This is a genomic window from Pseudomonas sp. BN414 (assembly GCF_029871275.1).
Classification (GTDB): Bacteria; Pseudomonadota; Gammaproteobacteria; order Pseudomonadales; family Pseudomonadaceae; genus Metapseudomonas; species Metapseudomonas resinovorans_C.
In genome coordinates this window covers 194,043-214,865 of record NZ_SSOL01000079.1, presented here as the reverse complement: position 1 = coordinate 214,865, position 20,823 = coordinate 194,043, and the positions used below count along the sequence as shown (strand labels likewise).

General features: G+C 59.1%; 21 protein-coding genes. 4 read left to right on the top strand and 17 right to left on the bottom strand.

Annotation, left to right across the window (positions count from 1 at the left end; translation table 11 throughout):
- Positions 1-216: 216 nt before the first annotated feature.
- The 6 genes from E8E95_RS28820 to E8E95_RS28795 are packed head-to-tail and all read right to left on the bottom strand — an operon-like array spanning position 217 to position 6,556.
- On the bottom strand, positions 217-3,573 hold the full coding sequence (locus E8E95_RS28820; protein WP_280355746.1) for a PilC/PilY family type IV pilus protein: 3,357 nt from the start codon (positions 3,571-3,573) through the stop codon (positions 217-219).
- A gap of 12 nt (positions 3,574-3,585) precedes the next feature.
- Positions 3,586-4,131 (bottom strand): PilX N-terminal domain-containing pilus assembly protein, encoded by a 546-nt coding sequence (locus E8E95_RS28815; protein ID WP_280355744.1) that lies wholly within the window; start codon positions 4,129-4,131, stop codon positions 3,586-3,588.
- Positions 4,128-5,066, bottom strand: a complete 939-nt coding sequence (locus tag E8E95_RS28810) for a PilW family protein (RefSeq protein WP_280355742.1) — start codon at positions 5,064-5,066, stop codon at positions 4,128-4,130. Before E8E95_RS28810 ends, E8E95_RS28815 begins: the two co-directional genes overlap by 4 nt.
- Before the next feature lie 2 nt (positions 5,067-5,068).
- Positions 5,069-5,632 (bottom strand): type IV pilus modification protein PilV, encoded by a 564-nt coding sequence (gene pilV / locus E8E95_RS28805; RefSeq protein ID WP_280355741.1) that lies wholly within the window; start codon positions 5,630-5,632, stop codon positions 5,069-5,071.
- 1 nt (position 5,633) lies between these two features.
- Positions 5,634-6,164: a GspH/FimT family pseudopilin gene (locus tag E8E95_RS28800; RefSeq protein WP_280355740.1), complete on the bottom strand. Its 531-nt coding sequence runs from the start codon at positions 6,162-6,164 to the stop codon at positions 5,634-5,636.
- Positions 6,161-6,556, bottom strand: coding sequence for a type IV pilin protein (locus E8E95_RS28795; RefSeq protein ID WP_280355738.1), 396 nt, complete (start codon positions 6,554-6,556; stop codon positions 6,161-6,163). The genes E8E95_RS28800 and E8E95_RS28795 overlap by 4 nt, the downstream gene beginning before the upstream one ends.
- Before the next feature lie 395 nt (positions 6,557-6,951).
- Between E8E95_RS28795 and E8E95_RS28790 the strand changes: the two genes are divergently transcribed.
- On the top strand, positions 6,952-7,467 hold the full coding sequence (locus E8E95_RS28790; protein ID WP_280355736.1) for a GspH/FimT family pseudopilin: 516 nt from the start codon (positions 6,952-6,954) through the stop codon (positions 7,465-7,467).
- A 27-nt stretch (positions 7,468-7,494) separates the two neighbouring features.
- On the opposite strand, the gene ispH is transcribed toward E8E95_RS28790, so the two are convergent.
- The 6 genes from ispH to murJ form a co-directional block, all read right to left on the bottom strand.
- Positions 7,495-8,442 carry a 4-hydroxy-3-methylbut-2-enyl diphosphate reductase gene (ispH, locus tag E8E95_RS28785; RefSeq protein WP_280355734.1) on the bottom strand — a complete coding sequence of 316 codons (948 nt, stop codon included), beginning with the start codon at positions 8,440-8,442 and terminating at the stop codon, positions 7,495-7,497.
- Between the two features lie 93 nt (positions 8,443-8,535).
- Positions 8,536-8,973: a peptidylprolyl isomerase gene (locus E8E95_RS28780; RefSeq protein ID WP_280355732.1), complete on the bottom strand. Its 438-nt coding sequence runs from the start codon at positions 8,971-8,973 to the stop codon at positions 8,536-8,538.
- Positions 8,966-9,469 (bottom strand): signal peptidase II, encoded by a 504-nt coding sequence (lspA, locus tag E8E95_RS28775; protein WP_280355730.1) that lies wholly within the window; start codon positions 9,467-9,469, stop codon positions 8,966-8,968. The genes E8E95_RS28780 and lspA overlap by 8 nt, the downstream gene beginning before the upstream one ends.
- Entirely contained in the window at positions 9,462-12,296 is a 2,835-nt protein-coding gene (gene ileS, locus E8E95_RS28770) for an isoleucine--tRNA ligase (RefSeq protein WP_280355728.1), read from the bottom strand. Before ileS ends, lspA begins: the two co-directional genes overlap by 8 nt.
- Before the next feature lie 16 nt (positions 12,297-12,312).
- On the bottom strand, positions 12,313-13,251 hold the full coding sequence (gene ribF / locus E8E95_RS28765; protein ID WP_280355726.1) for a bifunctional riboflavin kinase/FAD synthetase: 939 nt from the start codon (positions 13,249-13,251) through the stop codon (positions 12,313-12,315).
- 110 nt (positions 13,252-13,361) lie between these two features.
- On the bottom strand, positions 13,362-14,897 hold the full coding sequence (murJ, locus tag E8E95_RS28760) for a murein biosynthesis integral membrane protein MurJ (protein ID WP_280355724.1): 1,536 nt from the start codon (positions 14,895-14,897) through the stop codon (positions 13,362-13,364).
- Between the two features lie 217 nt (positions 14,898-15,114).
- Between murJ and rpsT the strand changes: the two genes are divergently transcribed.
- The gene (gene rpsT / locus E8E95_RS28755) at positions 15,115-15,390 is read left to right on the top strand and encodes a 30S ribosomal protein S20 (protein WP_069082204.1); all 276 of its coding nucleotides are present in this window, start codon (positions 15,115-15,117) and stop codon (positions 15,388-15,390) included.
- 125 nt (positions 15,391-15,515) lie between these two features.
- Here rpsT and E8E95_RS28750 read toward each other — a convergent pair whose 3' ends face one another.
- The 5 genes from E8E95_RS28750 to rplU form a co-directional block, all read right to left on the bottom strand.
- A complete protein-coding gene (locus E8E95_RS28750; protein WP_280355723.1) occupies positions 15,516-15,980 on the bottom strand; it encodes a CreA family protein in 465 nt (154 codons plus the stop codon).
- A gap of 13 nt (positions 15,981-15,993) precedes the next feature.
- Positions 15,994-17,112: a glutamate 5-kinase gene (proB, locus tag E8E95_RS28745; protein WP_280355721.1), complete on the bottom strand. Its 1,119-nt coding sequence runs from the start codon at positions 17,110-17,112 to the stop codon at positions 15,994-15,996.
- Positions 17,113-17,192: 80 nt separating this feature from the next.
- Positions 17,193-18,410, bottom strand: coding sequence for an Obg family GTPase CgtA (gene cgtA, locus E8E95_RS28740; protein WP_280355719.1), 1,218 nt, complete (start codon positions 18,408-18,410; stop codon positions 17,193-17,195).
- Positions 18,411-18,550: 140 nt separating this feature from the next.
- Complete coding sequence (gene rpmA / locus E8E95_RS28735) at positions 18,551-18,808, bottom strand: 50S ribosomal protein L27 (protein WP_280355717.1); 258 nt, start codon at positions 18,806-18,808, stop codon at positions 18,551-18,553.
- A 24-nt stretch (positions 18,809-18,832) separates the two neighbouring features.
- A complete protein-coding gene (gene rplU, locus E8E95_RS28730) occupies positions 18,833-19,144 on the bottom strand; it encodes a 50S ribosomal protein L21 (protein WP_044872190.1) in 312 nt (103 codons plus the stop codon).
- A gap of 244 nt (positions 19,145-19,388) precedes the next feature.
- Here rplU and E8E95_RS28725 point away from each other — a divergent pair, with 244 nt between their 5' ends.
- Both E8E95_RS28725 and E8E95_RS28720 read left to right on the top strand, forming a co-directional pair.
- Positions 19,389-20,357, top strand: coding sequence for a polyprenyl synthetase family protein (locus E8E95_RS28725; RefSeq protein ID WP_280355714.1), 969 nt, complete (start codon positions 19,389-19,391; stop codon positions 20,355-20,357).
- A gap of 131 nt (positions 20,358-20,488) precedes the next feature.
- Positions 20,489-20,731: a hypothetical protein gene (locus tag E8E95_RS28720; RefSeq protein WP_280355712.1), complete on the top strand. Its 243-nt coding sequence runs from the start codon at positions 20,489-20,491 to the stop codon at positions 20,729-20,731.
- Positions 20,732-20,823: the final 92 nt, after the last annotated feature.

Below are 20,823 nucleotides of genomic sequence, written 5' to 3'. Positions count from 1 at the left end.
ACGCGGAGTCAGCCTCATCAGGGATGCGGATTCTAAAACAAGACTAATCCGGCATGCTCAGGATACCGACGGCTACAAAAGACGCCGTCGCGCGTTCGTGCAGAGAAATTCAACATGGAAGTCATCGGAAGGCGCAACCAGGGCGAATATAGCCAACGACTGGTAAAAAAATGGCCGGTCACTGGACCGGCCATTTACCTCATGACTTTATAGGGATCAGCGATCTACATCGCTCTTCCAGTAAACCCTGCGCCTGGATTGGTCGGTATCAGGCACGATTTCATTGGGATCCAGCCCTTCACAACCAATGCAGACCGTGACGGTTTTCCCGTTGTTGCCATCCTTATCGGTAACCGGAACCACCGTGATGATCGGTGGAATCGGCATTCCTTCACCCTTGATATCCGTGGTTCTGTCGACATCGCAAGAGGTCGGGTTGAACAAGCTCATGTGATACCCCGTAGCAGCCCCCAGCCGCAGTGAACACGCATTGGCGTTCTCGACTGATGGGCGATAGGTATTGAACAGAACCTGGCCACCCGCGATGGATGCCGGGTTTACCACCTGCTCACCTCTGTCCGCCAGATTGATGTACCAACCACGCTGACCTTTACCAGTACATGCGCCACCGGTCGTGCCAGTCACCTGCGTGACGTTTCCGAGCAGGTTACCGTCGAGGTCCACCGCGGTAGTCGAAGCCACAGCCGGGAAGTCCACAAAGGTATAGAAGCGGTCCTGTACGCTACTGACGTAGGGGTAGTTACTTGCCAACGGACGCTCACGGTTCCCCGAACCAATTGCCACGTAAACAGAATTCTTGAATACGGCGACACTGGGCTGATTCAGGAAGCGCCGGGTTGGATCAAGCGTATTGGCGATCTTCGTGACTGACCAATTTGCCGGACTCAGAGAAGTCACATTTCCGTTGGAGTCGACAGTGGCAAAGTTCACCCGCCAGAGCCCACCGTCGGCATCGGCTGCATAAGCGAAGTCAATTGAACCATTGAAGTCGATATCCACCGTCGCCAAGTCCGCCACGATCGGTGCATCAGTTGAAAGATTCGCGGCCACACCCAGTGACGTACCGGTTTCCGCATCGAGGACGAAAATTCGCTTCCCTTTTGCACTAGATGTGCAGGGGTAGTTCGCCACATCGCTATCCAGACAATTATCGTATCCACCACCGAACATCACGACAGGTTTCATTTCGCCTGTCTCCGCCGCATAACCTGCCACATAACCGCCTTGCGGTGCGGACCAGGTCTGGCCAATTTCATTGCTCCCACCAATGCAGGAACCATCACTGGTCAGGCTCGGACATCCGAAACGCCAGAGCAGTTCAGGGTCAGTCGGATCGGTCACATTGAATCCGTAAACCATCCGACCGCCACGCCGCATGGTGGGGAATATATAGGCGAGATCAACCTGACTCTCAGCGTTGTAGCGAACTATCTGTCCGATGGACCCATCAAAGAAATACCCCTTGGGCTGCGGTGCCGGCGTCTCCGTGAAGTCCTGATTGGGGAATGCGATCACCGGCGAGTTATCGTACAAACGCTTTATCTTGTCGTAATGCTCAGGCGCAATGAACGACCACTCCTCTGCCCCATCCGTTGCCCTTACGGAGCGCAGCAGACCATCGTTGGAACCGTAGTAGACGTATACGCCATTGCTGTCGCCATAGTTGATGGTCAAAGGTCGAGAATGGATAACATCGCCATGAAGGCTTGGCCGCACACCTTGGCTATCAGCCGTCTCGTCCACTCCAGCTGCTTTGCCAAACAGGTAATCAAGAATCGTCTGCCCCCCAACTTCCGTAGCCTTGTTCATGGTCACAAGGCTGTCAGCTGACGAGGAGGTGGTCAGGATATTCCGGTTGCTCAGATTGCTTTCGCGAGTGACCTGGGCAACTCCACCCTTCTCCACAAACGGACCGTCCGGCAGGTCGGACCAGACACTATGCGTGTTTCCCGCCTCCGTGCACTGGCTCCGTGGTGGAGGAGTAATGCCAAGGCCGGACCAATAATCTCCGGAGTCCGTGCTCCAGAAACTCTCAGCGCATTCCGTGGCGAAACCAGTGTTGGAGTTGATAGCGACATCTCGAGTGGCATCCGCCAACTGCGGGACGCCATCGAAAAGAACAATCTGGTATCGCTTGAGGTTGCCGAACCAGCGAGGCGCTGCCTTCTTGTCGGGGCGGAACATGCCGATGTAGACCTGATTCTCTTGCTGGGCACGGTTAGTCGCACTGAGCGGAAGCGTGACCGCAGCAAAAGTAGAGCTTACGGAGATAATGTCCGACATGATGCTATTGATAGCATCAGAAATATCATCCTCATTTTTTGCTGCAAAATATCGACCACCGCCAACCCCTTCGGAGGCACTCAACATAAGCCCCGTTTGCTCGGCATTCTGTTGTTTATTGAAGACATCGATTGCGTATGTGGTGACAGAAATGCGTTGTTTTATGCCATTCTCATCCGGCTCACCAACCGGCACGCCATAATCACTCAGAAACTTTGCCCAATCATCAAAGTTCCAAGCACGACCAGACGTCGTATTCGAAGTGCCATTGGGGGTTACTTTGGTGCTTGTACCTCCTCCCTGAATAACGGCGAGGCGAGCACTACGATTTGCCGGATTACCGCTGGTCACGCAGCCAGTCGTGTTGGAGCTTTTTGACGAAGTGCTGCAGGCGCACTCCGTCTTATTTACACACAACCCTCCCGTAAGTGCCTGTGCAGCCGTACAGCTAGCAACTTCGGAATCCTTGTAGCACTGAGTGGAAAAACCCAACGAGGTGCTTGGCTCGGTAACAGTCGTAACGGAAAAACCCGGTATTGGCAGCGGTGCCGGAGTGGAGGTACCCGCGAGGCCGTCTGGAGTCCCACCCGCGGCATCATAAAGGGCTTTCAGTGCATTGGTGTTACTGGTGGTATCCGCCACCGGCCCGCTCTGGTCCGGGTTCCCAATGAATATCAAATAGGTATTGGTGCACAGATTTTCCGTGATAATAGGCGATTTGAACTGCGAGTAGGCAGTCGTATAACCGTTGACATCCGCGAGGCTCGGGGTGCCCGCGCCACTGTCACTCTGTTGAAGGCCTGCGAGGTAATTGTAAGCGTCATACATCAAATCGCCGTAAGGAGTATTCGAGTTCCTCTTCTCCGTGGGATTTTCAATATTATTTTCAATGGTCGTGAGGGTGTTACTCAGTTGCGTCTTACTTTCTTCAGTCAACTTTTGCAGATTGAACCTTACGTAACCACCATCCTGATTCGCATTACCCTGAGTAGTATACTCAATCACCCCAATATTCACTTTATCCACAAGATTGGGCAGGGTGTTCTTGATGGCTCGCACCTCCGACTGCCCCTGCGTCAAACCACCCGGCCATTTCTGAGCCTGCCTTGACCAGTTCGAGGTATTGTCCAAGACAAAAATGACGCTTGGCAGAGCAGAGTCTGAGCCAGCGCTACCAACGAATAAATCAATATCCTCAGCGGCCGCGGGGCCCGCTACGAACAAGAGTGAAAGCAGCGCTAGATCAATCCATTTGACTATTCTTTTCATTGACGCAACCTCTCATTCGTCAGGACAAGCAGTCGCAACATTATTGCTGGTTGCCCGGACAGCAACGCCTTGTAATACAGTTATCTCGGCACCGGTCACAGCATCCGTAGCCGTGGCACGCATTTCCCATACAGTATTGACGCACATAGAGTTCAACTGTCCCTGTATGAAGCAGCTAGCATCTGACGCATTATCAGCATCCAATTCAGAATTCTTTATTGGTAGTACGATGACGCATGATGGGGTATCCATTTTTACAGCGACATCCTTCCTTCCATCCCCATCAAAGTCGTAACACTTTCTATTGCTCTCTTCGCAGTTTTCCTGAAACACAGAGCCGGGCGAACTCAAAAACTGGACAGAGCTTATTGCCTCTTCTATTGCAGCATTCGCCGCATACTTCGCAAGATTCCGGCTCTCCATATTCTGCACTACCTTGAGGTTTGTCTGCGTCATATTGAAACCGCTGACAGCCAGCAAGGTAACCAGCAACAGCATGATGAGCGCAACGAGCAGGACGGCTCCACGCTGCCTACCAATCGTATTATCCAGCATCATGGCAACTCTCTTCTTCCCGCAACATTGCGCAGACTGACAGTTGTAGAGTAAAGCTGTCTCTTATAGCCCTTCAACGCATCAGGAACTTCATATTCCACATCGCCAAGAAAATATGAGTTGCTATCGACAAAGCCGCTAGTCGGCTCAGAGTTCCTCGCGATCAGGTAAATTTTCACCGCGATTACGTCTGACCACTCAACACCTGACGGACTGCTCTTGAACTCATCTATGATTCCATCGCCGGAGTCGTCCAAACCGTATTCAAAGTGGATACTCTCGACGCCATCCACCAGCGATGTGACCGTGGAGTAATTCCCCCCCGAAAGCTCGGCACGCATCAACACATTGGCATCGCTTACATAGTAGACCCTGCTTAAAAATCCATAACGTGGCGCAGACGTCTCACAATCACGCTGTTTCGCTGTCAACTTACTAGAATCGCTCGTCAAGATCACCACGCCGGGTGATGATGACTGGCAAGCCGAAACTTGAAGATAGTAATTGGAACTATCAATGCAACCATCATCTCCAATAGCGCATGTACTCGCCCTGCGTATGGCAATGAAATCAGTCCCGGCCTTGGAGTTTGCACAATTGGTACCTGCCCCAAGTTCACCTTGGACCGGGTAACCCAGAGTGGTGTTGACATCACTTTCATTTGTCGGACACAACGGAGGAAGCGAAGGCGAGACATCCTGCGCACCTGCCTCGCCCCAATATCCCGCATTTTCCAATTCGCTCTCGAACAAACGCAATGCATAATTGCCATTTTCGATCTGGCGGCTGGTTTTCTCGATTTCCCCTCGAACTCGACTGTCCTTTAGGAATATATCGGATACCGCCAGGAGTATGACGAGGCCAAGCACCATGGCAATCATCATCTCCACCAGAGAAAATCCTTGCTGCCGACCGACGCCCAGGAATTTGGACAGCATGTTCAATCTCCTAGAAATGCCAGCACTACATCGACACTCACAGCCCGACGAAAACTATCGTCAGCACCATATGCCCCGGCACCGCAGTTTGACGCTGGTGCCACAGATGGACTAACCCCTTGCCATGCCACAGTTACTCGCACTACGGCTTGCTTATTAGTCACTGCGCCGGAAATATTCTCAATGCATCCCCGAGCCCCGATTATGCTACCCAGTTGCTGGGCACCGCCCGCCGAACTGACTCCGACACCTCTCAATGCCTCACTCCAGTTACAGCGGTCATAGTCAACAGAATACTCCGTCCCACAATCCTGAGCGGTAACTCCGTACACCGTAGTGCCGCCATATGCTCCATCTCGCGCGGCTTTTGGATTATTACGAATACGACTTGCCATATCTTCGACAAGCCTCAGGGCTTGGGACCGCTGATACGCTTCAAACTGCCCATTGAGCACTCGCGCATTCAATCCAGCCATTCCTAACAGGCCTACCGCGAGAATCAAAAGCGTCACAAGAATTTCTATAAGAGTGAATCCCGACTGGCGCCCGCTGTGCTTGAACTCCATATCAGCATTCTCCACTCGTGGAAGAGGCGCGCCCGTCCAATCCCAGCATCAGACAACTCGTCTTGTGTTCATCCGCGTTGACTGAAACGCTGACTTCAAACTCTACCGAATCGGTGACGCGCCCCGAGGCACTGAACTCAACTTGGTCTTGTGAACTTTCAATGGAAATTCCGGAAATTTGCCCATGAACAAGAATATCATCCTGCCCAGCTACTGGACTGGGAATCCTCCAACCCAACCCCCAGTCATCGTGGGACGGGCTTAGAGCAATGGAGCGGTTGCGCTTGATAGCCTCCGAACGGGCGAAGACCAGCGCACTGTGCAGATCGCTAACAGCTGCACGGAGACGCTGCGAGGCAATTATGTTCTGATAAGAAGGCACCGCAACGCCAATCAGAATAGCCAGCACCATTAGCGCGACCATTAACTCTACTAGAGTAAATCCTTTCTCAGCACGAGCTTGAGAAGTCACTTTTTTTACAGATCGCTGAGAACAATTACGCGCAGCAGGATCTGATTTTCTGGTATTCACCAAGAACCACCCGTCCATACTTTATCGCCGCTCTGGTCGATCGATAGATTACCGTCGCCCACTTGAACACTACCTGCCTTTGGCGCTGCAGTAATAGTAAATGTTGGAGGTGTAGCACCGATGGAACTAACGGTCACAGTATAGTTACGAGAAACGCTGGAAGGCTCATTAACTTCGAGATTAGTAACAATAGATGTGTAAGCCCTGGAGTCCATGAGAAGTTGCTGCTGCTTCTGCGCAAGAGCCATCAGATAAGCTTGCGCCTCCCCGCGATTGGAGCGTTTCACATAACTGGTATAAGAGGGGTATGCCACAGCAGCCAGAATCCCGATTATCGCAACCGTGATCATCAACTCTATAAGAGTAAAGCCGCTCTCGTTCTTTCTTCTCACTGAAATACCTTCTCAGTCGAATGACAGGAGTAAATGCGGCCCGGGCTGCCTTCTGGCGCTCCCACCCGGAGAACATCCCGCCCCCTACCCATGTCATGCCATAACCATCCGCTCTGGTAGCGTCGTCGATCAAAACGCGGATGCGCCATGCTCGACCTGTATCGCCAGCAGACTCTTACAGTGAGCATGCGCTTTTCCCACAACGAACAAAGTGATCTGCAGCCAAATTTCCGAGAATTTCGCCCTACAACGTCAACTTTCCGCCGTGGAAAAAACCCTTCGTTTACCGGAGCCTATAGACCAGGCCGGTCATAGTCCTTTTGTCGGCGACAAGCGGACCAAGACCGCGGACGACAGGTTGACCCCTTCAGTTTGGGCAAAAAGGCAAGGACGCCATGACTTCCATCTCTCGCGCTTTCACGCTCATTGAGACGCTGTTTACCCTGGCCATCATCGGGATCTGCTTCAGTTTCGGATTACCCGCACTATCGGAGCTTGTACACACCCAGCAAGTACACTCCGCCAGCCAAGATCTATCAACGAGCTTCGTCTTAGCCAGGCATGAATCAATCACGAGAGGCATCGCGGTATTGGTCGACAACCAGGACGGAGACTGGTCGACCGGCTGGTGGGTCTATGCCGATCAAAACGGAAATGGGCGATGGGACGAAAGCGACCCTCTAATCAGGCAAATAGGTCCGCAACCGGCGGGAGTCGTCATCAAGGGTAATTCGCCCGTCAGGCGCTACATCCGTTACACACCGACGGGCCGGGCAATCATGCAGGGAGGAGCTTTTCAGGCCGGAACACTCACGCTCTGCCACACCGACGGCAAATCGGATGTCAGGAAGTTGGTGATCAACGCAGCGGGAAGGGTACGCAGAACCAAGCAGCCGCCGGGCTCCTGCTGATACCCCACAAGACTTTGGGCGCGAGTCCTACCCGACGTTGACCACCCGCAGTTCCTTCGGCATCGAGAACGTCACACTCTCCGGCCGACCATCCAATTCAACAGCTACCTCGGCACCCCACTCTCGGAGCTGATCGATCACGCCTTGCACTAGGACTTCAGGTGCGGATGCGCCGGCAGTGATGCCCACTCGCTGGGCCTTCTCGAACCACTCGCGCTTGAGGTCTTCGGCACCGTCGATCAGGTAGGCCGGGGTGTTCAGGCGCTCGGCGAGTTCGCGCAGGCGGTTGGAGTTGGAGCTGTTGGGGCTACCGACCACCAGGACGACATCGCTCTCGTGAGCCAGTTGCTTCACCGCATCCTGGCGGTTCTGGGTGGCGTAGCAGATGTCGTCCTTGCGCGGGCCGCCGATGCTCGGGAACTTGGCGCGAAGCGCGTCGATGACGCGGCTGGTGTCGTCCATGGACAGGGTGGTCTGGGTCACGAAGGACAACACCTCCGGATTGCGGACCTGCAGGCGTTCCACGTCCGTTTCGTCCTCCACCAGGTAGATCGCACCGCCATTGCTGGCATCGTACTGCCCCATGGTGCCTTCCACTTCGGGGTGACCGGCGTGGCCAATCAGGATGCATTCGCGGCCGTCACGGCTGTAGCGCGCGACTTCCATGTGCACCTTGGTCACCAGCGGGCAAGTGGCGTCGAACACTTTCAGGCCACGACGATCAGCTTCCTGGCGCACGGCCTGGGAAACGCCGTGGGCGCTGAAGATGACGATGACGTTGTCCGGCACCTGATCCAGTTCTTCGACGAAGACCGCGCCACGGGCGCGCAGGTCCTCGACCACGAACTTGTTGTGCACCACTTCATGGCGCACGTAGATCGGCGGACCGAAGACTTCGAGCGCGCGGTTGACGATCTCAATGGCGCGATCGACGCCGGCGCAGAAGCCGCGCGGATTGGCGAGTTTGATTTGCATGCTGTTTACCTCGTGCAGCCGTCGCAGCCGGGAATCGCCCATTCGCGAGCAAGAACTCGGCGTCCCCCTCGCTCCAACAGGTGTCCCGCCCCATCAGATAGGGCGAACCGACAGGATCTCCACCTCGAAGGCGAGAGGCTTGCCGGCCAATGGGTGATTGAAGTCGATGGTCACATGCGTGTCGTCGATTAGCTTGACCACCCCAGGCAACTCGGCGTTGGCCGCGTCATTGAAGATGACCAGCAGGCCTTCGGAAAGCTCCATGTCCTGGAAGTTGCCACGGGGCATCACCTGCACGTTCTGGGGATTGTGCTGGCCGAATCCCTGCTCCGGCTCGACGGCGAGGACGCGCTTGTCGCCGCTCTTGAGTCCGAATAGCAGGCTCTCGAAGCCAGGCAACAGGTTACCGTCGCCTACTTTGAAGGTGGCCGGCTTCTTCTCGAAGGTGCTGTCCACCACGTCGCCGTTATCCAGCTTGATGGCGAAATGCAGGGTGACCTCCATGTCCGGCCCTATGCGATGTTCAGTCATGGGCAGGTTCTCCGGACTTCTTCGCTTTGAACATATCCAGCGCCAGCATCGCGGCGCCGACGGTGATGGCGCTATCGGCCAGGTTGAACGCCGGGAAGTACCAGCGGTTCTGCCAATGCACCAGGATGAAATCGACCACGTGGCCAAGTACCACGCGGTCATAAAGGTTGCCGAGGGCACCGCCCAGGACCAGGGCCAGCGCAATGGCCAGCCAGGTTTCCTCGGGTTTCAGGCGCTTCAGCCAGACCACCAGCACGCCGCTCACGACCAGGGCGATCAGCGCGAACAGCCAGCGCTGCCAACCGGAGCTATCGGCGAGGAAGCTGAAGGCCGCGCCGGTGTTGTAGGCAAGGGTCCAGCTGAAGTAGTCGGGAATGACCACGATCTGCTGGTAGAGGTTGAGCTCGGTTTCGAAGAACCACTTGCTCAACTGATCCAGTATGAACACCAGGGCGGTCAGCCACAGCCAGCCGAGACGGCCGTATGCCTTAGGCATAGTGACGAACCTCGCCGGCGCCATCGATGTTTTCGACGCAACGGCCACACAGCTCCGGGTGTTTCACGAACTGACCAACATCGGCGCGGTGGTGCCAGCAACGGCCGCACTTGGTGTGGGCGGATTTGTGGATTTTCAGCTTGAGGCCGGCGACTTCGGTATCCACGGCATCGGCCGGGGCACTGGCCAGGGGCTGGACGTCGGCCGCCGAGGTGATCAGCACGAAGCGCAGTTCGTCGCCCAGCTTGGCCAGGCTCGCCACCAGGGCGTCTTCAGCGAACAGGGTGACTTCGGCCTGCAGGTTGCCGCCAATCGCCTTGTTGCTGCGCAGATTTTCCAGTTCCTTGTTGACCGAGGCCTTGACGGCCATGACCTGCTCCCAGAATTCGCGGTCCAGCTCGGTGCCTTCCGGCAGCTCCGACAGGCCTTGATACCAGGTGTTGAGCATGACGGACTCGTTACGCTCGCCCGGCAGGAATTGCCAGATTTCCTCGGCAGTGAAAGCCAGGATCGGCGCGATCCAGCGCACGAGGGCTTCGGCGATGTGGAACAGTGCGGTCTGGCAGGAGCGGCGCGGTACGCTGTCAGCGGCGGTGGTGTACTGGCGGTCCTTGATGATGTCGAGATAGAAGCCGCCCAGTTCCTGCACGCAGAAGTTGTGCACTTTCGAGTAGACGTTCCAGAAACGGTACTCGCCGTAGGCTTCTTCCAGTTCGCGCTGCAGCAGCAGGGCGCGGTCTACGGCCCAGCGGTCGAGGGCCAGCATGTCTTCTGCGGGCAGCAGGTCCTTGACCGGGTCGAAGCCGTTCAGGTTGGCCAGCAGGAAGCGCGCGGTGTTACGGATGCGGCGATAGGCATCGGCGCTGCGCTGGAGGATCTGCTGGGAAACCGCCATCTCACCGGAGTAGTCGGTAGCCGATACCCACAGGCGCAGAATGTCGGCACCGAGACTGTCGGTAACCTGCTGCGGGGCGATGACGTTGCCCAGGGATTTGGACATCTTGCGGCCGCTTTCGTCCACGGTGAAGCCGTGGGTCAGCAGTTGGCGGTAAGGTGCGTAGCCGTCGATGGCGCAGCCGGTCAGCAAGGAAGAATGGAACCAGCCACGGTGCTGGTCGGAACCTTCCAGGTAGAGGTCGGCAGCCGGACCGCTGGCATGGCCCAGTTCCGCGTGGGAGCCGCGCAGGACGTGCCAGTGCGTGGTGCCCGAGTCGAACCAGACGTCCAGGGTGTCGCTGATCTTGTCGTACTGGCCAGCCTCATCGCCGAGCAGTTCGGCGGCATCCAGCTTGAACCAGGCTTCGATGCCCTCCTGCTCGACGCGCTGAGCAACCTGCTCCATCAGCTCGACGGTGCGCGGATGCAGGTCGCCGGTGGCCTTGTGCAGGAAGAACGGAATCGGTACGCCCCAGTTGCGCTGGCGGGAGATGCACCAGTCAGGACGGCCGGCGATCATGCCGTGCAGGCGCGCCTGGCCCCAACCCGGAACGAATTCGGTCTGTTCGATAGCGGTCAGCGCGCGCTCGCGCAGGGTGGCGCCCTGCTCCGGCTGCTTGTCCATGCCGACGAACCACTGTGCAGTGGCGCGGTAGATCAGCGGGGTTTTGTGGCGCCAGCAGTGCATGTAGCTGTGGCTGATGGATTCGTGCTTGAGCAACGCGCCCACTTCTTCCAGCTTGGCGACGATGGCCGGGTTGGCCTTCCAGATGAACTGGCCGCCAAAGAACGGCAGATCCTGTACATATACGCCGTTGCTCTGAACCGGACTGAGGATGTCGTCATTGCTCATGCCGTGCTGTTTGCAGGTACGGAAGTCGTCCTCGCCGTAGGCCGGCGCGGAGTGGACGATACCGGTACCGGCGCCCAGCTCGACGTACTCGGCCAGGTAGACGGGCGACAGACGCTCGTAGAAGGGGTGGCGGAAGCGAATCAGGTCCAGCGCCTCGCCTTTGGCGGTGGCGATGACCTGGCCTTCCAGGCCGTAGCGCGAAAGGCAGGATTCCACCAGCTCTTCGGCCAGAATCAACAGGCGCGCGCCGGTATCCACCAGCGCGTAGTTGAATTCGGGGTGGACGTTCAGTGCCTGGTTGGCCGGGATGGTCCAGGGAGTGGTGGTCCAGATGACGATGGCAGCAGGCTTGGCCAGGCTCGACAGGCCGAAGGCAGCGGCCAGCTTGTCGGCATCCTCAATGGCGAAGGCGACATCGATGGCGTCGGACTTCTTATCGGCATATTCGACTTCCGCCTCGGCCAGGGCCGAAGCGCAGTCGAAGCACCAGTTCACCGGCTTCAGGCCCTTGAATACGAAGCCCTGCTTGACCATTTCGGCCAGTGCACGGATTTCGCCAGCCTCGTTACCGAAGGCCATGGTCTTGTAGGGGTTGCCCCAGTCGCCCAGTACACCGAGGCGGATGAAATCGGCTTTCTGGCCTTCGATCTGCTCGGAGGCGTAGGCACGGCACAGCTCACGGGTCTTGTCCGCGGGCAGGTTCTTGCCGTGGGTGGTCTCGACCTTGTGCTCGATGGGCAGGCCGTGGCAATCCCAGCCCGGAACATAGGGCGCGTCGTAGCCCGCCAGGGTCTTGGAGCGAACGATGATGTCCTTGAGGATCTTGTTGACCGCGTGACCGATGTGAATGCTGCCGTTGGCGTAGGGCGGGCCATCGTGCAGAACGAACCTCGGGCGACCTTCGCCGATCTGCCGCAGCTTTCCGTACAGGTCGATGCTGTTCCAGCGCTGCAGCAGTTCCGGTTCGCGCTGGGGCAGACCGGCCTTCATCGGGAATGCCGTCTCGGGCAGGTTCAGGGTCGCTTTGTAATCGGTCATTTCAAGTCCAGGCTCTTCAATTTGATTGAGTACCCTGCCAATAGGCACGGGCGGCAGCGACATCCGCATCGATCGCCGACTTCAACGCCTCCAGGGAGGCAAAACGCTGCTCATCACGCAGCTTGTGGTGGAAGGTCACGCTGATCCGCCGGTCGTAGAGGTCGGCGGAATAGTCCAGCAGATGGACCTCCAGATGGGCGCGTCCATCGCCCTTCACGCTGGGGCGCACGCCGATGTTCGCAACGCCGGGCAGCTGCCGGCCTTCCAGCTCCACGCTGACCAGGTACACCCCGTTGAGCGGGACGCGGCGGCGTTTGAGTTGCACGTTGGCGGTCGGGGTACCCAGCTGGCGACCGAGTTTCTGCCCATGCAGCACTCGGCCGGTAATGGTGAACGGCCGCCCCAGCAGCCGCTCGGCAAGCCCGAAGTCGCCGTCGGCCAGGGCCTGGCGCACGCGGGTGCTGCTGACCCGCAAGCCATCCAGCTCGACGGTTGCCGCAGCTTCGACACTGAAACCTTCCGCTTCGCCGGCCTGCAGCAGGAAATCGAAGTCTCCGGCGCGGTCGCAGCCAAAGCGGAAATCGTCACCGATCTCCAGGTGCTTGGCGCCCAGCCCTTCGACCAGTACGGCATGGACGAACTCGGCGGCGCTGAGCTCACGCAGGCGGTGGTTGAAAGCCAGGCAGAGCACCCGATCCACCCCTTCACGGGCCAGCAGTTCGAGCTTGTCGCGCAGCCGCGTCAGGCGTACGGGGGCGGTGTCAGGGCCGAAGTACTCGCGCGGTTGCGGCTCGAAAATCACCACGCACGTGGGTAAACCCAGCTCAGCCGCACGCTCGCGCAACCGCTTGAGAATGGCCTGGTGGCCGCGGTGCACGCCGTCGAAATTGCCGATGGTGGCGACGCAGCCCCGATGTTGGGGCCGCAGGTTGTGTAAACCTCGAACCAGCTGCATAGCACAAGTCTTGTTCACAAAGTGGTCGATTATACGCACAGCCGAGGCTGGACAACAGGCGCTACAGGCCCGTCACCGCGACAAGCGGCGACGAGTCGCAGCTCGGCGAATTACACGGCCCGCCGGGCGAAGTCGCGAAGGCGGAAACCCAGCAACGCCAGCATGCCGAAATAGGTGATCACACCGGCCCCCACGAGCGCGGCCAGACGCAGCAATCGCTCGGCCATTCCTCCCAGCTCCCATGCGGGCAGCAGGTACATCACGCCGAGCAGGACAGCGCACATCGCCAGCACCGCCAGCACCAGCTTTGCCAGGAATTTCCCCCAGCCCGGCTGCGGCTGGAAGAGCTGCTGCTTGCGTAGCTGCCAGTAGAGCAGCCCGGCGTTCATGCAGGCCGCCAGACTGATCGCCAGGGCCAATCCGGCATGGCGCAGCGGGAAGACGAAGACGAGGTTCATCAACTGGGTGGCGATGAGCGTGAACAGGGCGATCCTCACCGGCGTGCGAATGTTCTGCCGCGCGTAGAAACCAGGAGCCAGTACCTTGACCAGGATTATCCCCAGCAGGCCCACGGCGTAAGCGATCAAGGCACGCTGGGTCATCAGCGCGTCGGTGGCGGTGAATTTCCCGTACTGGAACAGCGCCACTGTCAGCGGCTCGGCGAGCAGCGCCAGGGCCAGGGTGCAAGGCAGTACCAGCAGGAAGCACAGCCGCAGGCCCCAATCGAGCAGCTGCGAGTACGCATGGCGGTCATCACTGGCGTACGTCTTGGCCAGGGATGGCAGCAGGATGGTGCCCAAGGCGACGCCGAGCACACCGGACGGCAACTCCATCAGGCGGTCGGCGTAGTACATCCAGGACACCGATCCCGCCGCCAGGAATGAGGCGAAGATGGTGTTGATGATCAGCGAGATCTGCCCCACGGAAACCCCAAAAATCGCCGGCCCCATCTGCTTGAGCACACGCCAGACCCCGGTATCCCGCAGGTTCAGACGAGGCAGCACGAGCATGCCGATACGCTTGAGCGACGGCAGTTGGTAAAGCAGTTGTGCCAGGCCACCGACGAGCGTCGCCCAGCCGAGGGCCATGATCGGCGGGTCGAAATAGGGAATCAGGAACAGCGAGAAGACAATCATGCTGACGTTCAGCAGGGTCGGCACAAAGGCCGGCACCGCGTAACGGTTCCAGGTGTTGAGGACCGCTCCCGCCAGCGATGACAACGAAATCAGGAAAATGTACGGAAAGGTCACCCGCAGCAGGTCGGTGGTCAGGGCGAACTTCTCAGGGGTATCGGCAAAACCCGGGGCGGTCACCCAGATCACCCAGGGAGCCGCGAGCACACCGAGCAGGGTCACCAACGCCAGTACCAGGGTCAGGAGGCCGGAGATGTAGGCGATGAACGTGCGGGTCGCCTCCTCGCCCTGCTGGGTCTTGTATTCCGCCAGGATCGGGACGAATGCCTGGGAGAACGCCCCCTCGGCGAAGATTCGACGCAGCAGGTTGGGCAACTTGAAAGCGACGAAGAAGGCGTCGGTGGCCATGCCGGCGCCGAAATAGCGCGCGACGATGGTATCGCGCACGAAGCCCAATACGCGGGAAAGCATGGTGATGGAGCTGACGGCCGCCAGCGACTTGAGCAGGTTCATTCAGGGGTCCGGACAGGTGTTGCGCGGTCCTTCGGCAATGCTGCCAGGGGACAATCGAGGCTGCCGAGTGTAGAGTCCGTGCGGGATAAAAGCATCCTGCAAGAAAAGCTCACGCTCGTCGCCCGACCTGCCTGAACGCCCTTGACAAGCCCACATCACGTGGGCATGATTCGCGGCCTTAATTTGATTCAATTCCCCAGTTTCGAGGAGCTTGACGGTGGCCAACACACCTTCTGCCAAAAAACGCGCCAAACAGGCTGAGAAGCGTCGTAGCCATAACGCCAGCCTGCGCTCCATGGTTCGTACCTACATCAAGAACGTGGTCAAGGCTATCGACGCCAAAGACCTGCCGAAGGCACAAGCCGCTTTCACCGCCGCTGTACCGGTGATCGATCGCATGGCCGACAAAGGCATCATCCACAAGAACAAAGCTGCTCGTCACAAGAGCCGCCTGAACGCCCACATCAAGGCGCTCGGTCAAGCTGCTGCCTAAGCTTGAGTTCTTGCGAAAAAACCGGCCTTCTGGCCGGTTTTTTTATTGCCCGCATTTCCTGAAGCAGGATCTGCAGCCATGAAAAAGCCCGGAGATTCCGGGCTTTTCTGCTTTCCAGCATCAATTCATGGGCGGTTCGGCCATGGAATGATCGGGATCGCGGTCACGGCATTCTGTGGACTGCCCTCGATCACGCGATCGCTGTAGACCAGATAGATCAGGGTATTGCGCTTGCGATCGAAGAAGCGCACGACCTGCATGGTCTTGAAAACCAGCGACGTACGCTCCTTGAATACCTCTTCGCCATCCTTGAGTTCGCCATTGAAGCGAATAGGCCCCACCTGGCGACAGGCAATGGACGCCTCGGCACGATCCTCGGCCAATCCCAGGCCACCTTTCACTCCGCCAGTCTTGGCTCGCGACAGGTAGCAGGTCACACCCTCGACGCCCGGATCATCAAATGCTTCGACCGTGATCTTGTCGTTCGGCCCCATCCACTTGAACACGGTGGAGACCGAGCCGATTTCCTCCGCAGCAACCGCCAGCGGCATCGCCAGAAGCGCTGCCGCCAATCCCTTGATCAGTCGCATCTGCCCCTCCAACTCAGACCAGGACCAGGTTATCCCGGTGCACCAGCTCCGGCTCGTCGACGTAGCCCAACAGCTTCTCGATGAGATCGGACGATTGGCCGATGATCTTCTGCGCCTCGAGGGCGCTGTAGTTGGCCAGGCCACGGGCGATTTCCGCACCATCCAACCCAACACACACCACCATCTCACCGCGACGGAAACTGCCCTGCACAGCCTTCACGCCGACCGGCAGCAGGCTCTTGCGGTCCTCCCGGAGAGCCTTGACCGCACCCGCATCGAGCACCAGCGTGCCACGCGTCTGCAGATGGCCAGCCAGCCACTGCTTGCGCGCCGCCAGCATGCCGCGCTCAGGCGCAAGCAGCGTACCCAGGCGCTCGCCAGACTTGAGGCGATCCAGAACCCGCTCGATCCGCCCACCAACGATCACGGTGTGCGCGCCGGAGCGTGCCGCCAGCCGCGCGGCACGCAGCTTGGTCTGCATGCCACCACGCCCCAGAGCACCACCGGTACCACCAGCAACGGCATCCAGCGCCGGATCATCGGCACGAGCTTCGAAGATCAGCTGAGCATCGGGATTGTGACGAGGGTCGGCGTCGAACATGCCGTCGCGATCCGTAAGGATCACCAGCAGGTCCGCCTCCACGAGGTTGGCCACCAGCGCCGCCAGGGTGTCGTTGTCACCGAAGCGAATTTCGTCGGTAACCACGGTGTCGTTCTCGTTGATCACCGGAATCGCACCCAGCTCAACCAGGGTGCGCAGGGTGCTGCGAGCGTTCAGGTAGCGCTTGCGATCGGACAGGTCATCGTGGGTAAGCAGGATCTGCGCAGTGTGGCGACCATGCTCGGCGAAACTGGATTCCCAGGCCTGGACCAGCCCCATCTGCCCTACGGCAGCGGCAGCCTGCAGCTCGTGAACGGCGCTCGGGCGACTCTGCCACCCCAGGCGGCTCATACCCGCCGCCACAGCACCGGAAGACACCAGCACCAACTCCACACCTGCCTCACGCAAGGCCACCATCTGCTCAACCCAGACAGCCATGGCCGAGCGATCCAGCCCGCGGCCGTCAGCCGTGAGCAAAGCACTACCGATCTTCACCACCCAGCGCTGAGCGCCAGTCACCTTGTCCCGCATATCGTCCAACCTTAGCTAGAAGGCCGCGCGGCAAGGCGCGCGGCCATGCGAACATCCCACAGCGCCGGGTGGCGCCAGGATCAGGGTACGTAGAAGATTTCCGGCCCGTCGCCGTCATCCTCGTCGTCATCGAAATCGTCGTCATCGTCGACGCCAGCGCTCTTCATGCCGGCACGGCGCAGCGCACGCTGATCATCCATGGCCTGCAGACGGGCACGCGCCTCGTCTTCGATGCGCTGATCCAGCTCAGCGAGCTGCTCGGCATACTCCGGCTCCTCCTCCATGCGCAGGGTGCGCTCGTCGAGGTAGCGCATGATCTCCTGGGAGAGCGCCTCGGTACCTTCGCGCTCCAGAGCGGAAATCACGAACACCGGCCCTTCCCATCCCAGACGCTCGAGCACCGCCTTCAGGCGCGCATCGCGATCGTCATCGAGCAGTTGGTCTGCCTTGTTCAGCACCAGCCAGCGATCGCGCTCGGTCAGGGCCGGACTGAAGCGCGCCAGCTCTTCGATAATGGTTGCAGCAGCCTCGGCCGGATCACTTTCATCCAGCGGCGCCATGTCGACGATGTGCAGCAACAGGCGAGTACGCGCGAGGTGCTTGAGGAAGCGAATCCCCAGGCCGGCGCCTTCTGCAGCACCCTCGATCAGGCCAGGGATGTCGGCAACCACGAAGGACTTGAAACGCCCCACACTGACCACGCCAAGGTTCGGCACCAGCGTAGTGAAGGGGTAATCAGCCACTTTCGGCTTGGCAGCGGAAACGGCACGAATGAATGTGCTCTTGCCCGCGTTCGGCAGGCCGAGCAGACCAACATCGGCCAGCACCTTCAGCTCCAGCTTGAGGTCGCGGGACTCGCCCGGCTTGCCCTTGGTGGTCTGGCGCGGGGCGCGGTTGGTACTGGACTTGAATCGGGTGTTGCCCAGGCCGTGCCAGCCGCCCTGGGCGACCATCAGACGCTGTCCCGGCTTGGTCAGGTCGCCGATGATTTCCTGGGTCGCCGCATCGATGATCGTGGTCCCTACCGGCACCGGCAGGACCAGGTCATCACCCTTGCGACCGGTGCAGTCCTTGCTGCCGCCGTTTTCACCGCGCTGGGCGTCGAAACGACGGGTGTAGCGGTAATCGACCAGGGTATTGAGGTTCGGATCGGCCTCCATGAATACGGAGCCGCCATCGCCCCCGTCACCACCGTTGGGGCCGCCCTTTTCAATGAATTTTTCGCGACGGAAACTCATCAGGCCATTGCCGCCGTCGCCCGCTTTTACAAAGATCGATACTTCATCGACGAATTTCATCAGGACGCCTCCCGCCACGGGGACGGGTTGAGTGAAACAAAGCACATAGGATACAGGGAACCCCGCTCAATGCAGAGTTTCCATGAAGCAGAAACGAAAAAGCCCCGTCGCAAGACGGGGCTTTTCCAGCGAAGTCGCAATCAGGCTGCGACGATGCTTACGTACTTGCGGCCGAAAGCACCTTTGACCTCGAACTTGACCACGCCGTCCACTTTCGCGAACAGAGTGTGGTCCTTGCCCAGGCCAACGCCGACGCCGGCGTGGAACTTGGTGCCGCGCTGACGCACGATGATGTTGCCGGCCTTGATGACCTGGCCGCCGTACAGCTTCACGCCAAGGCGTTTACTTTCTGAGTCGCGGCCGTTGCGGGTAGAACCGCCAGCTTTTTTGTGTGCCATGAGTCAAATCCTCCAAAAAGGAAATTAGGCCTGAATGCCGGTGATTTTGATTTCAGTGAACCACTGGCGGTGGCCCTGGCGCTTCATGTGGTGCTTACGACGGCGGAACTTGATGATGCGCACTTTGTCGTGACGGCCTTGAGAGACCACTTCAGCGACTACTTTGGCACCGTCAACAACCGGAGCACCGATTTTCACGTCTTCGCCATTGCCGATCAGCAGGACGCGGTCGAAAGTCACGGATTCGCCAGTGGCGACTTCGAGCTTCTCGACTTTCAGGAATTCACCTTCAGCGACTTTGTATTGCTTGCCGCCGGTAACGATAACTGCGTACATGGATTTTCTCCGTTAAACCTGCTCACCCGACGCTTTATAAAAAGAGGTATCGGTCGGCATGGCTGCATGGGGCCGGAACTGACGCCCGTGCAATTGCGTAAGGCAGGAAAATGCCCAAGGAAGTTCAGGGGCCGCGATTGTACGCAAGGCACGATTGCCGCGCAAGCACCGCCAGGGCTCGCCTTGACAGTCCCCGGCCCGGTCCCTAGCATGCCGCGCATCCCAACAGGAGCACTTCTGGCCGATGCAACCCCAGGCTTTCTACCGCGTGGTGGCGGACGATTTTACCGCAGTCGACGACATCATTCGCCGGCAGCTGACCTCCCGCGTCCCCCTGGTGGAAAAGATCGGTGACTACATCGTCTCCGCCGGTGGCAAGCGCCTGCGTCCGCTGCTCGTCCTGCTGAGCGGCAACGCCCTTGGCTTCGGCGGCGACCAACTGCGCCTGCTGGCCGCCACCATCGAGTTCCTGCACACCTCCACCCTGCTCCACGATGACGTGGTGGATGCCTCCGGCCTGCGCCGCGGCCGCTCGACCGCCAACGCCCTGTGGGGCAACGCGCCGAGCGTGCTGGTGGGCGACTTCCTCTATGCCCGCTCCTTCGAAATGATGGTGGAACTCGGCTCCATGCCGGTGATGCGCATCATCTCCCAGGCCACCCGGGTCATCGCCGAAGGCGAAGTGCTGCAGCTGTCCAAGATCCGCGACGCCAGCACCACCGAAGAAACCTATATGGAAGTCATTCGCGGCAAGACCGCGATGCTCTTCGAGGCCTCGACCCACAGCGCCGCTGTGCTGGCCGGCGCAAGCGCCGAGCAGTCCGAGACCCTGCGCCAGTTCGGCGACGCCCTGGGCATCGCCTTCCAGTTGGTGGACGACCTGCTCGACTACCGTGGCGATGCTGCCACCCTCGGCAAGAACGTCGGAGACGACCTGGCCGAAGGCAAACCCACCCTGCCGCTGATCGCCACCATGCGCGATGGCACTCCGGAGCAGGCCAGCCTGGTGCGCAAGGCCATCCAGCAAGGCGGTAGCCAGGACCTGGAAGGTATCCGCGCAGCCGTGGAAGCCGCCGGCGCCCTGGACTACACCGCCCAACTGGCCCGCGACTACGCCGCCCGTGCCATCACCTGCCTGAATACGCTGCCGGACAACGCTTATCGCGATGCCCTGGTCGAGCTCACCGAGTTCGCTGTCGCGCGAACCCACTGAGGCCCCTGGTCAGTCGAAAAAGCCCGTCCTGAGACGGGCTTTTTTATGCCTCGACGAAAGGTATCGATTAGCGCTTGCTATTTTGATAATAGGAATTATTCTCATCTCAACGGTTTTCAAGGAGATGAGCCATGACCTACCTGATCGATGCCTGGCTGGATCGCCCCCACCCTTACCTGCGGATACTCCATCGGGAAACCGGTGAGGTCTGCGCCGTGCTGGAAGAAGAAGCCCTCGACGAACTGCGTGACCAGGGCGACCTCGACCTGGCCGGCCTCAACTCAAGCGAACCGCTGGTGCTCAAGGAGCTGGTGCGAAACATCTTCCTGTTCTGCTACGCCAGGGCATTGCGTCCGCACGGCGAGCTGCACTGAGGGTCATTGGGGAATCTGGATGACGCGAGGATGCGTCATCCGCAAGAGCGGCGCCCGGGCGCCGCGCTTGCAGCGAGGGCAAAGGCGCCCTC